This is a genomic window from Glaciihabitans sp. GrIS 2.15, assembly GCF_035984695.1.
Classification (GTDB): Bacteria; Actinomycetota; Actinomycetes; order Actinomycetales; family Microbacteriaceae; genus Lacisediminihabitans.
Map to the genome: position 1 here is coordinate 1 of NZ_JAXCHU010000018.1, position 14,931 is coordinate 14,931.

A 14,931-nucleotide genomic window follows, 5' to 3' on the forward strand; every position below is an offset into this window, starting at 1 on the left:
GTTTCGGGGCTGAGTGTTCTTGGTCTCAGCCTGTTTGTGCTGACGGGGTGCGCGGTCCCCGGTGGATACGACGTCAACAGTTTGCACCTGCAGCCCGAATCCGCTTTGGTTTACCCCGGCAGCACAGATGTTCACACCAACTATTACAACGGGAGTCCCGGAAACTACGTCAGTAAGGGCGCCGTCGCAAGTATCGGAAATTTAGCCACCACCATCCACACCCAGCTTGAGGTTTTCGCCTTTTTTTCCCAGACCCTTGCCGCGGACGGATGGACGCAAAATGGAAAAAGTGATCAGGAGACCACACCCGAAGGCTTGCCCGCAAGTACCATCTCGTGGGGGAAACAAAGCCTCCATCTCTCCTACTCAGTGGAAGCATGGAGGGAAGGCGAAACCACCAAATATTGGACCCGAATAAGCTCCGACGAGTAAGTCGGTCGTCCCGGATTTTGCGCCGCGTTCGTTCTGACAAAGACAGGATTCAGGCCGAGGAAGTGCCCGGCCGAGGTTCCGCTTCCGGGCGAGAGCGCGAGGCTGACAGACTCGTCGTATGCCCAAGTCCATCGCTGTTCTATCGGATATCCACGGGGTTCTTCCCGCCTTGAATGCTGTGCTGGCCGAACCAGACGTCCAGAACGCGGATCTCATTGTCGTCACCGGTGACCATGCCGCAGGCCCACAACCGTCAGAAGTCCTCGACCGCCTGACGGGACTCGGGGACCAGGTGTTGCTCGTCCGAGGGAATGCCGACCGCGACATCGTCACTCTCGCCCAGGGCCACTGGTCTGCTGATGTTGAGCCGTTCCCAATCGATGCCTGGGCCGCAGCTCAACTCTCAGCGGCTCACATCGAATTACTCGCGGCCTTGCCGCACCCGGTCTCGGTAGATCTGGACGGGTTTGGATCGGTCCTGTTCTGTCATGGAACGCCTAGGGACGACGAGGAAGTCGTGCTCGTAGACACCCGACTATCGCGGTGGTCGGAGGCATTCGAGGGCCTCGGCGAAGAGACTCGAGCTGTGGTCTGCGGTCATACACACATGCCGTTCATTCGACTTGTTGACCGTCGATGGGTTCTCAATTCGGGAAGCATCGGCATGCCCTACGGGACCCCTGCTGCGTCATGGGCGCGACTGTCTCAGTCGGGCCTCGCGCTGCGCCGAACAGCTCTCGATTCGCAGACCATTGCGTCCGAAATTATCCAGTCGAGCACCTACCCGAACATCCGGGAGTGGGTCGATGAATACATACTTGCGATAGCCAGTGACGTTGAAGCGATCAACGCATTCGGTCCACGAGACGGTCGCGGTAGAACGCCCGCTTGACGTTCCGCTTGCGGGTCAAGGGATCGCTGTGACTACTCAGCATCCCCGATCGGCTTTGTCGAGTGCAGCGCTCGGACGTGACGCTGCTCGTGAAGGCCTTTCGCCCCACCAGCATTGCCCACCTTTTCTTCGCCATCAGCTGTCCAGCCGTGTCGGTCATAAAACGAGATCGCACGGGTGTTCCCAAAGAGCACCCATAGATATGCGGATTGAAAGTCGGCATCTGACAAATGCTGCTCAGCAGACACCATTAGCGCGTGCCCAATCTTTTGGGACCAAAATTCAGGATGTACATAGAGCCCGGCAATCTCGCCCTGATCGGTCATGCCCTTATCTCGTCCAGCCCCAAAACTTGCCCAACCGACAATTCGCTCGTCAACATCAGCGACGAGGATGCGGTGCGGTGTCATTTCCCTGGGGCGAGGAACGGCAATCTCCGACAGGATCAGCCTCCAGCCGTCTGCGCGTGTCGAGACGCTAAGCTCGTCAAGAACCTGCTGATCGATGAGTCCGCAATAGGCAGATCGCCAGGACGCAACGTGCACCTCGGCGATGCCTCGCGCATCCTCTACGTCGGCCCAACGGAGGTTTAGCGAATTCATGCCACGACGCTATCGCACAAGCTCGAAGCGAAGCGGCGCACGCTCGAGGTTCCGCTTACAGGCGGTCGAATCGGTCAAAAAGTGCTCTTGGGAGTGCTTTCGCGAGGGCACGAAATCGCGTCCGGTGGTCGTCCGTCTTGCGTGTACCCCCCCCGTCTATGGCGGGAGAGTCGATGGTCGCACCACAATCGTGGCCTGATTTGGCGGCTATGGTGCTGCGGTGGGTTCAGTAGTTGGGAACTTCGTACATGGGGCCATCGGCGCAATGGGGTGGGCATCGATCGCGTCGCTGAAGCTACTTCGCTGGCGTGCATACATACTTGCCGTAGTTGAGGCGCAGTCGGGTGCCCCGGTACCGAGTCCGTCAAGACAGGACGACACTTCGCTCATTACGCAGCGATCTTCCTGAAATTGGCAGACAATGTCGGGATACGGGCCTCAGTATCGAACGCCGTCCGCGCCTGCGGAGCTCGGTGGAACAGGGGGAACTGTGGCGAAGGCGAAGGGTTCGCGCGGGTCTCGGGTCGGTTCTCCGAAAGCTGAAGACGACGATAGCAAGTCGACTCAACGTCCGAAAAACCTCGGCGCCGCGTGGGTGAGCATCCCATTCGGCCTTGTCGTGCTGTTTAAGGTGATTTCATCCTTCACCGATTCGCCGGTCGAGGGTATCCGCGTACTGGCTGTGGTGGGAGTCGTATTCGCGGTCTTCTTCGTCTTGTATTTCGGCGTTGTGTTCTTCGCCATCTAGTTGCCAAGCCAATGTCGGTCGGATGCGTTACGCAAAATGTACCCATCCGAAGAGGTCTACGTCGCCCGCAATGTCGTGGGATTTGCAACGGGAATCGTTGCTGTTGCCCCTGAACTCTCGGGCACGAACCGTCACGAGTACTACGGGCTCGTCACCGATGATCTCGGCTTCACCATCTGGAGTGGTTACAAACCAACGGTGAAGGTCGGCACGGTTCTGTGGAAGCAGCTGCAGAGCGGAACAGCAACCAAGGGGAAATACCTGGGACGCCAGCGATGGCAGGCGAGCTTCACGACTACGTCAGGTCATCCGTTGAATATGTCATTGAGCCGTCGTTTGTATGGGACTGGCCGATTCTCCCATGCCGAAGCGGACTCGTTTGTGAGGCGAGCAAATGACCGTATCAAGCTGAATGGAGTTTCGTGATGTTGAGTCTTGTGGTTGCTGCGTATGGGCGAAGCGAGTGCTCTCCAGGCGAATCCTGCTCCTGAGCTGTAGCGGTAGAGGTTCCCATCTGGGACACGTGGGACTGCCCCGAGTTCAGTTGACTCGGTGGGTTAGTGGTTTCACGCGGCGTTGAGGGCCATGTTTATGGTCTCAAACTCGATTACGGCGGACACCGCCAACTCAATGCTGCCATCTACCGCACAGTGATCGTGCGCATGCAGCACCACGAGCAGACGAAAGCATACGTCGCCCGCCGAACCACCGAAGGCAAAAGCAAACGAGACATCATCCGATGCCTCAAGCGCTACGTCATCCGTGAGGTCTACCAGCTCATCAAGGTCAACCCGACGACAGGTGAAATTACGACTTGACAGACATAGGAGCATCAACGCCATGATGGAGTCATTTTGGTCGACCATGCAGATAGAACTTCTGAACCGGAAGAAATGGCGCACAAGGCTCGACTTGGCGAACGCGATCTTCGACTACATCGAGATCTTCTACAACCGACAGCGCCGTCATTCCCAGCTGGGATATCTCTCTCCAGTCGAGCACGAGCTGCGCTACACACAACCATCCATATCGGCCTGATTTTCACCCCAACTCGGGTAACCAAACTGTGGCGCACGTCACAGTGACAACTAAACCGACAGCAGTCCCTCGCACGAGACGCGCGAGAGAGTACCTGAATTCCAGACAGACCCGAGCAGAAAGAAATTACTCATGATCGGGATCCAAAAGACTTTGGGGTGGCAACCTGGGCGACTGGCCGAGAACCCGCCCAAACCGCCCATCCGGGCCGGGGCTATTCCCGCGCGGATCGCTGTTCGCCGGTTGTTCCATGTCGAGTCCTTCAACTATTACTTGCTGCTGGGGACCACTTTTTTCATGGTCGGCTTTGGACTGACAATGGTCCTTTCCTCCTCTTTCGTCGATTCTCATAGTGCCGGCGACAGTTTTTTTGCCGTGTTCGGCAAACAGAGCGCCAGTGCACTGGTCGGAATCCCTCTCATGCTCGTCATCGCGCAGATCCCCAGCACTTTTTGGAAAAAGCATGCTCGGCTGTTACTCATTGGGGCGTGTATCTTGCAACTGCTCGTCCTTGCCACCCCCCTCGGCATGGAAGTTGGCGGAAACCGCAACTGGCTGCGACTGGGAAGTTTGTCGCTTCAGCCGTCCGAAGTGCTGAAAATTGCGCTGGCCATCTGGGTCAGCATGTTTTTGGTGAAGCGGTACGAAAAAATCACGGACTGGAAATACTCGTTTCTGCCCGTCGTGCTCGTGTCAGGCGCGGCAATCGGTCTGGTCACTATCGGCGGTGACCTCGGCACGACCATCATCCTGGGCGGGATGCTTCTGGGTGCACTGTTCTTCGCCGGCACACCCCTCAAACACCTAGCGCTCACGCTCGGGGTGGCTTCTGTGGTTGCCGTGTTGCTCGCTGTTTCCCGGCCAAACAGGCTGATCCGAATTTTGGCGTTCCTGAACCCGGGATCCGCTGACCCAACAGGGGTCGGTTGGCAAATCCAGAACAGCTATTACGCACTTGCTTCTGGCGGTGTTTTTGGCGTTGGCCTGGGAAACTCGAAATCCAAATGGGGCTGGCTTCCCGCCGCGGACACGGACTTCATCTTCGCCGTCATCGGTAACGAGCTCGGTCTCATTGGCACAGTTCTTGTGCTGTTTCTCTTCGCCGTTCTCGCCGTGGTGTTGCTGAGAATTATCGGCACCACTACTGACCGGTTCGCCCGAATCGCAACCGCAGCGGTAACGGCGTGGATCATCGGCGAGGCTGCTGTCAATATCGCCGTTGTCCTCGGTTTGCTGCCCGTCCTGGGAGTGCCTCTCCCTTTCTTCTCATCCGGTGGCACAGCACTCGTCAGCACCCTCGCCGCCATCGGTATCGTCCTGTCCTTCGAACGCGAATCCAAACGACGAAACACCCCAGCACAACCCGACAAGAGAGTGCGCGTAAGGAAAGTTACCGGTGACCTCAGGAGTGCGGAAGATGATAGGCACCCACCCACCAGGTCCTCCCTGAACGGCTCCCTGAGCGGCGTCTTGACAGAAGAAAACATTCATGACCCTCTGTGAAAAACTAGCCCGAAAATCATCTGCCGCGCCGGGTACGGAGAAGCAGACTCGACTCAAATTTGCTCACATCAACATGTAGGCCGCCGCGAAGATTTCCCTTCGGGTGTGTGGTGACAGCTATAGGTCACTGAGCAAGGTGCCGGCAACCTGTCGGGTTGTTCGCCCAAGCCCAGACGAACCTTCACCGCCTTGCATCCAGGTCAGTGACAGACCGCACCATGCGATCGTCCATCGAGCCAGCAATGCGCGATCTATTCGTGCCAGCTCGCAGATGTTTTCGAGACGATTATGGAGGTTTTCGATCGCAACGTCTGTTGAGGGGTTGCAGAGAATATTTACATAGTCGAATACGCGATGACCGACGAGACCCTTGGGGTCAATTGCCGCCCACCGGTCACCAAAATCGAGCACATTGCCATGGTGGATGTCGCCATGTAGCGCACGCTCATCTTCGGGACGTGTTTCTGTCAGGAGAGCCTCGACAAGGTCGGCCGCGACGCGGATCAAGGGATCTGTCGAGGTCGATTCCAACAACTCGCTGAACCACTGTCGCAAAGGCACCAAGTCGACATCAGGTCCGGGTTTCTTCCCATCGTGCAGGGTGAGCACGGTTGTGGTCAGTATTTGCGTTGCGACAACGTCGAGATCGTTGTGGGCCATTTCAATCAGATTCCGCGAGCCGGTGGCTCTGATCATCAGTGTCGCGGTCTGATCGCGTTGAAGTGCTGTTGCTGAACCCCGGCCCTGCCACCATTGAAGAAGAGCCGAGCCGCGGGCTTCCTCATCGATAAGAGCCACCTTGAGCATCACCGGTGCTGCGTCCTTGATGCCGGGCACTAGCTCACTTGATGGAGTCGAGAACGCTGATCCGCTCTGCGTGAAGTCCCTCCGGGCAAGATACTGAGCCATGATCGAAGACGGCTGTTGCATGGTTTCAGCGTAAAGGGTCCCGTCCAGACCTCGCCTGCCGAGGGTTCCCAAGAGCCACAGCATCGGCGTGTTCGGCGCGAAGCTGTATTGGCCCGTGATGTGTCGCGTTGACTGTCTTTTATCGGGGTAGCCGGGAGGGGTTGGTAGAGAGTTCTTGAAGTTCTTGAATAAGGCGGGCGGTGTGGAAACCATCAGCGGCAGCGTGGTGAATCTGAATGGCGAGTGGCATTGTGGTTCGTCCCTGGACTTCTCGGTACCGGCCCAGGGTGAGGATCGGTAGAAGGTGCTTCCAGCCGTCGCGCATGTGGAGGCTGAATCCCGTGAACGACACCCACGGGACGCTTGAGATGTCGAACGTGTTGGCGGGCACATCTGGTTGCGGCTGACATGACGTGGTGTTGCGGTGTTCTGTCAAGACGTCCGCGGCATTCGCATGGAAGGTCGGGAAGTCGGCGTGAAACGGAGACCACACGCTGGCGAATGTCTCGCTCTCGGCATTAAAGACGGTGAACGCGGGGTGCACGATGTCCCATGTGGCGGACGTCTTTTCATCCACGAGGGTCATCCGAAACTCGGCATGACGATTCACCACCGACGAGATGGCCCAGATCTGCGCGAGGTAGCTTTTGTACGACGACTCGCGACGTGCTGCAACCATCTCGGTTACGTCGACGTCAACTGTGACCGCTTACTTGCATTCGACACGCGTGAGGTAGTGCTCGAAGTGTTCTCGCCGGGGCCACGTGTCAAGGTCGATCGCGTGCGCTTCTGCCATGCCTCAAGCCTAAGGCGCCCTCTTCCGTCCCAATATTGGCTACCAGACCGGGAACGCTTCCCGACTGCGGGCTCTGTCGACAACGGCGGGAGATCTGGAGCTTACGATCCCAAAGCTTCGGCAGGGGACCTTCTTCCCGGCGCTGCTTGAGCGTCGACGCCGCGTCGATCAGGCTCTGTTCGCGGTCGTGATGGAGGCCTACCTGCACGGAGTCTCAACCCGCAAAGTCGACGATCTCGTCAAAGCTCTCGGCGCCGACACCGGCATCTCCAAGTCCGAGGTCTCACGCATCTGCGCGGGCCTGGATGAGCAGATCGCCCTCTTCCGCGACCGCACCCTGACTGCGATCGACTACCCGTATGTGTTCCTCGACGCCACCTACTGCAAAGCCCGTGTCAACCATCGGATCGTCTCCCAGGCGGTCGTCGTCGCGGTCGGGGTTGCAGCCGACGGGCGCCGGGAGGTGCTGGGCTTCGACGTTGGTGACACCGAGAATGAGAGCTTCTGGACCGGGTTCTTGCGGTCTCTGAAGGTCCGCGGCCTCGACGGAGTGGCGCTGGTGATGTCGGACGCGCACTCGGGGTTGAAGAAGGCGATCAGCACCGTCTTTCAGGGATCGAGTTGGCAGCGTTGCCGGGTGCATTTCATGCGCAACGTGCTCTCCGTCGTGCCCAAGGGCTCCCAGGACATGGTCGCCTCGATCATCAGAACGATCTTCGCTGGGCCCGACGCCGAGCACGTCGCAACCCAATTCGACGAGGTCACCCGCATGCTTGAGCGTTCGCACCCGAAGGTCGCGGCCATGCTCAGCGATGCCCGAGGGGACCTGCTCGCCTTCACCGGGTTCCCGCAACGGCACTGGCGACAGATCTGGTCCACCAACCCGCTCGAGCGGGTCAACAAAGAGATCAAACGCCGCACCGACGTCGTCGGCGTCTTCTCCAACCCCGCCGCCCTCCTACGGCTCGCCGGCGCCGTCTTGATCGAGCAGCACGACGAATGGGAGGCCAGCGACCGCCGACACTTCTCCGAAGCCTCGATGCTTGAACTGACGACCATGAACAACCCCACCGAGACGATCGAGGGGGTGAACCTGATCCCCGAACTCACGACCGCCTAAGCTGAAACCACTGCCCCACACCGAGGCCGGAAATTACACCACCCCGCGGGACATGACCTATTTTCGATCGGCGTCAACAGTCGGAGTGAACCTTCACCACTTCACGGGTGTCCCCTTTGCGGAACTCGTCTTGTTGGGCGCTGCGCAGCTAAAGGGAGCCAGAGGACTCACCCATATTGTCGCGGTTGGCAACCACGAGCGTGGAGTCACAAGCCCGTTCGGGCGTGACCGGCAGATTCTCTCGGACCAATACCCCGGCATCCGCGTAATTTTGCCTTCGCTGGAAGACCTTTAGAGCATCCTCACCGTTGAGCTCCTTCTGCTCAGCTTTAAATGCCTGGCCGAGCAAGCCGACCCCACGAAACTAGAAGCTCCGAAATGAAGACAGCTACACCGCGCACTCCGCCAATGATTTTGAGACGTGGCTTCGGGGCAATCGGCAGTCCCGTGTCGGATTTCTTTCTACCTGTCGCTTTGTTTTGGTCGTCGTTGGCTCGCCCGGGGAAGATCATCCCGATCGTCTTCACTGTGCTGTTCAGCATCGTCGGATTGCCAGGAGAGGCTACTCACTCCGTGCTCAAGCGACAGGCGAGTCACGAGACCATCTAAAAGGGCGTGCGCATTTCCCTCGATCAATATTTCGACCCTCAGCTCCACCATGGCTGCTCCGGGCGGCTGTATTTCGACTTCGCCGCTGGTCACTCGGCGGAGTGCAAACTGTGGGCCGGAGAGTGCCTGCACCAGCTGTGCGCGCAACTGGGGCTCCTGTTTCCGGCGGACCAGAACCATCAGCGTATATTGACCAATCGTTTCTTCTTTCGTTCCGGGTGTGCGATCGACAAGGCGCCCCAGCGGACGAAGGAGGAGGTGGATACCAACGACAACACCGGTTGTTGTTAGTGCGGGTAGAAGATGGCCCGCGGCGGCCTGGCACCCGACGGCTGCTGAGCACCAGAGAGTAGCCGCTGTATTGAGGCCTTGAACGGTGAAGCCCTGCCGTAGGATCACACCGCCGCCAAGGAATCCCACTCCGGAGACCACGTACGCCGCGATCTGGAGTGGTGCTTGCGGAAGCGATGCTTGTTCGCCGAACAGAACAAACACCGCAGCCCCCGCGGCGACCAGCGCTTGAGTGCGAAGGCCTGCAGTTCGTGAGCGAAATTGGCGTTCCAACCCGATGATCAGGCCGCACCCGGTAGCCAATAGAACCCTTAACGCGAACTCGAAATCTGTGGGACCCATAGCCGTGCTTCTCTCAATTAATGCGATTCAGTGTGGCGTGACCGCGTTGTGCAGTCGCAGTCGCAGTGGGCGAGGAGTGCGCGGTCGCTTGAGCGCACTCCTCGCCGCAGACCGCTCATCAGCGACTATCGAGTCGGTCCGTCTGCACTCCTGGTCTCCGCGGCTTGCTCATTCGTGGAATGCTCCCGAAGCTTGCAAATCGGCCGAGAACAGCAGCCAACGATTCAGGCGAGGGAGCGATCCGCGTGTAATCGCCGGGGTGCGCTCGGCCTCCGGCCCTGAGCGTGTTGTCGTGCATCTTTTGGTTCATTTGTAGTCTCCGTTGCTAAGAGTGAACTTTTGATTTAGTGACCGAGGGCGAGCTGAACGACGCGGACGATCACGAGGAGCATTGCGATCAGCAGGTATCCGCGCAGCACTGTAAGTCCGATTTTTCGACCGGGAGACATCTCGGGCCGGGTGAGCTGAGAGATCGGAGGCATCCTCCACCCGGCTCGCTGGGTGCGATCGATTGGTATAGCGGCCATGGAGCTTGAACGGATGCGTCGCGTGATGGCGAAGCAAACCGCAAAGACGATAGCGAGACTGCTGCCGATGCCGAGGATCCAGAGGATCGTTGCCCCGCTGATGTCGGGGAACAACACACTGGACGTGAGGACGATTGAGAGCATCACAAGAATCGCGATCACCGCTGAGGTAACAATGTTCAGCCATTTTCCGTTGACCCAGGGTCCGAGAACTTCCTTGTCATTGCAGAGCAGGAGCAGGAAAACGACAGCCGAGGGGAGGAGGATCCCAGCGAGTACCTGGACTGCGACGGTAAGCAGCCCCAGTGGGCTACCCGGGATGAGGACAATGACCGCTGCTACGACAAGCAGTCCGGCAAAGACAGCGTAAAAACCTTTCGCATCCCATGGTTTGCGGTGCAGTGAATGCTTGAAATTGAGGACATCGCTGAGGGCGTACGAGGTCGACAGGCCCACTGCGGCGGCACCAATGATCGATGCGTCGATGAGGGCGATGGCGAATAAGACGCCCGCGAAGGGCGCCACGTACTTTCCTAATCCCACCGCAACACCGAGGGCGTCGGTGAAGTTACCAAACTCGTGTCGTCCCGCGAAAGTCGCGGCGGTAAAGGAGAAAATGGCTGCTGCACCGACGATCACGATCACGATTCCGATCACAAGGTCGGCTTTTTCGTAGTTCATGAAACGAGGAGTGATCCGCTTGTCAACCACATAGGACTGCTGGAAAAATAATTGCCAGGGGGCAACCGTGGTGCCGACGATTCCGATGATGAGCAGCATGACCGTTGACAGTTCCGCGCCCGCCGGCATTCCTGGAATCACGAAGTTATGGCCAATCTGTCCCAGTGGCGGGTGGACCATCAGAAAAATTGGGATCAGCAGGAATGAACCGACAACCAGAATCAGGCTGAGGCGCTCAAATCGGCGGAACGAACCCGTGCTCACTGCCGCAATGACAGCGCCGGCCGACACGATGATCCCAGGAATTTGCGGGATACCAAGGTAGCTGAGGCCCAAACTAATGCCGATGAACTCCGTCACGATGGTCAGCGCGTTCAACACAAACAGATCGATGACGCTAAATGCGCCCCAGAACTTGCCGAACCTTTCGAAGATAAGTCGGGCATGGCCAACCCCGGTGACCGTGCCAAGGCGCAGCACCATTTCTTGGCTGATGAACAGCACCGGCGCGAGCAGAAGAAGAGTCCACAGCAGCGTCGTCCCGTAATTTTGACCAGCTTGGGTGTAAGTGCCGAACGCACCAGCGTCATTGTCGCCGACCATGACAATGAGACCAGGGCCCATGATCGCCAGCAGCGTGCGCAGCTTCGCAGAGAGTTTTCGCCGGGGCGCTGTGTCGCCGGCCTTGATGGTGCCGAGGGCACCGTGAATGTCGCCAATATGTGCGGAATCGAGAGCTGCTGTTACCGGCGGCGTTGACGAAGTGTCGATGTTATTTGACATTGTTGCCTTCCGTCCCGCACTGCGGGAAAGGTCAAAGAAAAATTAAAATCCAACGGCAGAGAACATTGCTCGTTCCTCGGCTTGACGGGGAAGCGAATGGACTCGCCAAACAGTGGGGCTCCTCCTACCGCTCACAGCAGCGGTAGCCCATAAGAGGCTAGAGAGCGTGGCAGAACGGCAGGAGGCGCGTACTATGACTATCGCTCATGGATGACGCTCCCTTCCGGTGATGCGAAGGGCAAGACTTGGGCATCAAAGCCCAGGATGCCTGTCCACGTAAGACCTTTGGCACTTCGCGGCGTAAACCCGTGTCACCGGGAGCCAATCGGAGTTACCCCTTAATCCGGGGTGACCTGCCCTAACCCTGGGCGTCTCTCGACGTTTCGGGTCGCTGGCATCTGTCCGCGAAGGAGCCTCAGCTAACGATCAGCACTTCGCGTTCCGATATTACATGCGCAAACCAGCGATGCGAACATCCCGATCAGCTCACTTCCGCAAAAGACAGTCACCGCAGCGGTCCGCGCGATTAACATGTAAGCCACGCAGGTGAGCACGCGGCGCCGCAGATCTACCTTCCTCGAACTTTGCTATGGCGCCCGTCGAGATTCCTACCAGTTGCGACTCAATCGCCCGTTTTGTTGTTCAACCGGTGTGCATTTCCCGATCTCCTGGTGACAGTCGAGGTCCTAGTCCAATCGTCGGAAGGATCTCGAGGAGTCTGTACCCGAATGCGACTGCCACGGCGGATGTGGGGTTTCCCTGCGCCGAGCAGGGTCGTTTCTGGTGCCCAAGCACCATCCAGTGCGTTCTTCGAGACGTCAGTGCCAGTCTTTATTTGACGCAGGGAATAGATCCGGCCGGGAGGGGTGGTTGCGCGTTGGGTGCGGGCGTGGATGCTTCTGTGGCTGAGCTCGATGAGCTGTGTTTCGGTGATGCCGGGGTACTTGACTGTGGCGCGGTGGTGCGCGATGCGGGTGGCGCGAGGAGATGGGCGACCTGGACATGAATCTGGTTCAGGTCGACCGTGTTAACGTCTTGTCCGCCGATTGTCGCGAATCCGCTGATGGGTAGGGTGACGAAGCTGATCTTGCCGCCGGCAAAGCTCTGCGCATCGCTGGCGAAGCTCAGCAGATTCAGCCCTGAGTCGACCGCGATGTTTTGCTTAGCGACCCCGGCTAGCGTCTCCATCGTCCCGATGTTCGTGAACGTGTTCTGTTGTTTGAGCTGGTGGGCGAGGGACAGGATGAATGCTTGCTGTCGACGTTCCCGGTCAAGGTCGGTAAAGTTCAGTGCCGGGTTGCTTTCGTCACGGCGTTGCCGGACGAACGCGACCGCTTGGGAAGCGCTCAGTTGTTGCTTCCCAGCATGAAAGTTCGCGCCAGAGTACGGGTCGGAGGTTGCCTCGTTCAGGCAGACCGTGATTGGCTGGACCGCGTCGGCAACTTCGTAGAACGCCGCCATGGTGACTTCAACAAAGTGGTCAATGGAGACGCCTCCAAGGAATTGCGACACTGTTGTTATTTCCGCTTGTCGGGCAGCATCTCGTGCCTTCTGGTAGGCCGCCGCGTGACTGAGCGAGCCGGTCTTCACCAACTGGGTCAGCGTCTGATCCAATTGCAATCCATACGCTTCTTTGATCTTGGACTTCGACACCCCGTCGGGATGGCCTGGCAGGGAAACGTAATCATCTCGGGGGATGGATATCCCAACCGCCGGATCGCCGTTGCCTGGGATATGGATCAGGATCAGAACGTTCGTGTTGTATCCGCCGTCGGAACCGCCACCTGCATGCAAGGCGTTATACACGGCGGCCGGGAGCTGGTGCCCGTTCTCATCAAGCCGGCTATCCAACCCCATGATGAGGATGTTCGTCGCTCCGGTATTCTGCTTTACCCCGGGAATATCGATCGTTGATCGGTGAATGCCGTTCGACAGTTCGTTGTACTGGTAGACCCCGAATCCGACTGTTCCGGCTATTGCCAACAAGACGAGAGTGGCCAAGGCAACCACGATGCGGCGGCGTTGGTAGACGGCGCGCGAGTATGGTCGCGGGAGTTGTGCGGCTGATTGAGGAAGGGGGGTGGGTGATCTGCTGCCCATGTACGGGCCTGGTCGGCGCACCGATCACTCCACTGATCTTGTTCGTCGCGACGCTATCTGATGCATGGTCTTGATCCGGCGGTCACCGCTGAAGCCCACTCCACGCAGGGATCGAGCCCCGCTGTTCGAGCATTGTCGACGACCACAAAAATTCGGGCAGGTGTGGTGACATGCTAGGACTCTATGTGCTGTGAACCGATTCCTGGGTCGAATCGACCTCTGCGAGCGAACTTTATGAATTGAGTGACAACCTCGACGATGTGGGATCGTGTCGGGCGCCGCTTCGGGAGGGAAAGTGACAGACCAACCCTCGATTGGTGAGTATCGCCGGTGGACTGGTGGGTGGCAGCTCACGGCCAGCTGTCAGTACCGCAAAGGATGTCGGCCAGGCAGTTGAGGTGTTGAGCCTGTCGCGATCACGCGGGGAGCATCGCACACCCTGTGTTGCTCGAGGGCTTCGTTTCGCCTTTTCGCTAACGCGTACCTTGGGCTGCTTTGGACGCTACCGTACCGCCGCCGGATCCGCGGAGTATCTGCGCGAGGGGGCAAGCGAGGAGAGCGCCGAGGAGTGGCCCGACCAGGTAAATCCACAAGTGGGTGTAATTTCCGCTCACAATGGCCGGCCCCACTGATCGGACTGGGTTCATGGAAGCACCGCTGACTGGGCTTGCCCACAATCCGGCGAGCACAACGTAACTTCCTGCCGCGACAGCGGACAGCGCTCCAATGTTTTGAGCACCTGAAGCAGCTCCCAGAACAACGCTGACCAACCCGAAGGTGAGAACAGTCTCGATGAGCATTGCCTGCCAATCGCTGAACCCAGGGCCTGGGATCGTGACTCCCAGGCTTGTACTCCCGCCGAACGTGAGTCGAAGAACCGCGGCAGCGGTGATCGAGCCGACGAGTTGGGCCCCAATGTAGCCCGGTATTCGGCGCCATTGAAAATCGGTACGGATAGCGAACGCGAGAGTCACCACGGGGTTGAGGTGGGCGCCGGAATTCGCTCCCATGAAAAGAATGATCGCCGTCACCATCAGCCCCGGCGCCGTTACCTCAGCACCACGCCCGATCGCCCCATGGCTGAGCGTGTCCACCACACTGCCGCCTACACCTACAAATACGAGAAGGAAGGTGCCGACGGCTTCGCTGACCAGTCGGCGCAGCTCATGCGAGCGGTCGTCGAACTCATCCACCTGCCGTCGCTGCAGTGACGACAATGTCAGATGCTCCGCGACCATCGGCCGGCCTCCTTGGCAGTATTGTTGCTGAAACTAGCAGGAGGTCCGAATGAAAGTCCATTGGTCACAGGGACCGGAAGCCCACGACTACCTAGCCGCCGCCGCTTACCTCAGCCTCATCACCGATCCCGCAACGGCTGAAAGACTCGCAAGCGATCTCGCAACGCAACCTATCGTTTTCCACAAGGCGAAGGACATCCTCCGTGCTTCCCGACTCCCGCTCCTTCCCAGTGATGACCCGTACGTGGCAAAAGATTTGAAGAATGTTCGAAAGGGTAAAAAACTCAGCCCTGTGCTTTTGGTCCAGGGGACTTTAGACG

General features: G+C 58.5%; 12 protein-coding genes, 3 pseudogenes and 1 riboswitch. Of the genes and pseudogenes, 8 read left to right on the plus strand and 7 right to left on the minus strand.

Annotated features, from left to right (window positions below; genetic code table 11):
* Window positions 1-432 (plus strand): hypothetical protein (locus tag RCH11_RS16915; protein ID WP_327058197.1); only part of this gene is annotated, 432 nt, incomplete at its 5' end.
* Window positions 433-550: 118 nt separating this feature from the next.
* Window positions 551-1,324 carry a metallophosphoesterase family protein gene (locus RCH11_RS16920; protein WP_327058198.1) on the plus strand — a complete coding sequence of 258 codons (774 nt, stop codon included), beginning with the start codon at window positions 551-553 and terminating at the stop codon, window positions 1,322-1,324.
* A 32-nt stretch (window positions 1,325-1,356) separates the two neighbouring features.
* Here RCH11_RS16920 and RCH11_RS16925 read toward each other — a convergent pair whose 3' ends face one another.
* Window positions 1,357-1,926 carry a GNAT family N-acetyltransferase gene (locus tag RCH11_RS16925; RefSeq protein ID WP_327058199.1) on the minus strand — a complete coding sequence of 190 codons (570 nt, stop codon included), beginning with the start codon at window positions 1,924-1,926 and terminating at the stop codon, window positions 1,357-1,359.
* A 595-nt stretch (window positions 1,927-2,521) separates the two neighbouring features.
* Between RCH11_RS16925 and RCH11_RS16930 the strand changes: the two genes are divergently transcribed.
* The 5 genes and pseudogenes from RCH11_RS16930 (at window position 2,522) to ftsW (ending at window position 5,215) form a co-directional block, all read left to right on the plus strand.
* A complete protein-coding gene (locus tag RCH11_RS16930) occupies window positions 2,522-2,674 on the plus strand; it encodes a hypothetical protein (protein ID WP_327058200.1) in 153 nt (50 codons plus the stop codon).
* Between the two features lie 36 nt (window positions 2,675-2,710).
* Window positions 2,711-3,100 carry a hypothetical protein gene (locus RCH11_RS16935; protein ID WP_327058201.1) on the plus strand — a complete coding sequence of 130 codons (390 nt, stop codon included), beginning with the start codon at window positions 2,711-2,713 and terminating at the stop codon, window positions 3,098-3,100.
* Window positions 3,101-3,234: 134 nt separating this feature from the next.
* Window positions 3,235-3,492, plus strand: a complete 258-nt coding sequence (locus RCH11_RS16940) for a hypothetical protein (RefSeq protein WP_327058202.1) — start codon at window positions 3,235-3,237, stop codon at window positions 3,490-3,492.
* A gap of 16 nt (window positions 3,493-3,508) precedes the next feature.
* Window positions 3,509-3,712, plus strand: a pseudogene (locus tag RCH11_RS16945) (IS3 family transposase); the annotation flags it as partial.
* Between the two features lie 132 nt (window positions 3,713-3,844).
* The gene (ftsW, locus tag RCH11_RS16950; RefSeq protein ID WP_327058203.1) at window positions 3,845-5,215 is read left to right on the plus strand and encodes a putative lipid II flippase FtsW; all 1,371 of its coding nucleotides are present in this window, start codon (window positions 3,845-3,847) and stop codon (window positions 5,213-5,215) included.
* A 117-nt stretch (window positions 5,216-5,332) separates the two neighbouring features.
* On the opposite strand, the gene RCH11_RS16955 is transcribed toward ftsW, so the two are convergent.
* Complete coding sequence (locus tag RCH11_RS16955; protein WP_327058204.1) at window positions 5,333-6,337, minus strand: aminoglycoside phosphotransferase family protein; 1,005 nt, start codon at window positions 6,335-6,337, stop codon at window positions 5,333-5,335.
* Window positions 6,264-6,818, minus strand: a pseudogene (locus RCH11_RS16960) (CatA-like O-acetyltransferase); the annotation flags it as partial. The gene RCH11_RS16955 and the pseudogene RCH11_RS16960, both read right to left, overlap by 74 nt.
* 154 nt (window positions 6,819-6,972) lie before the next feature.
* Here RCH11_RS16960 and RCH11_RS16965 point away from each other — a divergent pair.
* Window positions 6,973-8,040, plus strand: a pseudogene (locus RCH11_RS16965) (IS256 family transposase); the annotation flags it as partial.
* Window positions 8,041-8,502: 462 nt separating this feature from the next.
* Here the strand turns inward: RCH11_RS16965 and RCH11_RS16970 are convergent.
* The 4 genes from RCH11_RS16970 to RCH11_RS16985 all read right to left on the minus strand — a co-directional run bounded on the left by RCH11_RS16970 (window position 8,503) and on the right by RCH11_RS16985 (window position 14,611).
* Window positions 8,503-9,282 (minus strand): MgtC/SapB family protein, encoded by a 780-nt coding sequence (locus tag RCH11_RS16970; RefSeq protein ID WP_327058205.1) that lies wholly within the window; start codon window positions 9,280-9,282, stop codon window positions 8,503-8,505.
* Window positions 9,283-9,626: 344 nt separating this feature from the next.
* Window positions 9,627-11,273 (minus strand): Nramp family divalent metal transporter, encoded by a 1,647-nt coding sequence (locus tag RCH11_RS16975; RefSeq protein ID WP_327058206.1) that lies wholly within the window; start codon window positions 11,271-11,273, stop codon window positions 9,627-9,629.
* Window positions 11,274-11,537: 264 nt separating this feature from the next.
* Window positions 11,538-11,707, minus strand: a riboswitch (M-box (ykoK) riboswitch).
* Window positions 11,708-12,104: 397 nt separating this feature from the next.
* Entirely contained in the window at window positions 12,105-13,283 is a 1,179-nt protein-coding gene (locus RCH11_RS16980; protein WP_327058207.1) for an LCP family protein, read from the minus strand.
* Between the two features lie 563 nt (window positions 13,284-13,846).
* Window positions 13,847-14,611 (minus strand): MIP/aquaporin family protein, encoded by a 765-nt coding sequence (locus RCH11_RS16985; RefSeq protein ID WP_327058208.1) that lies wholly within the window; start codon window positions 14,609-14,611, stop codon window positions 13,847-13,849.
* Window positions 14,612-14,931: the final 320 nt, after the last annotated feature.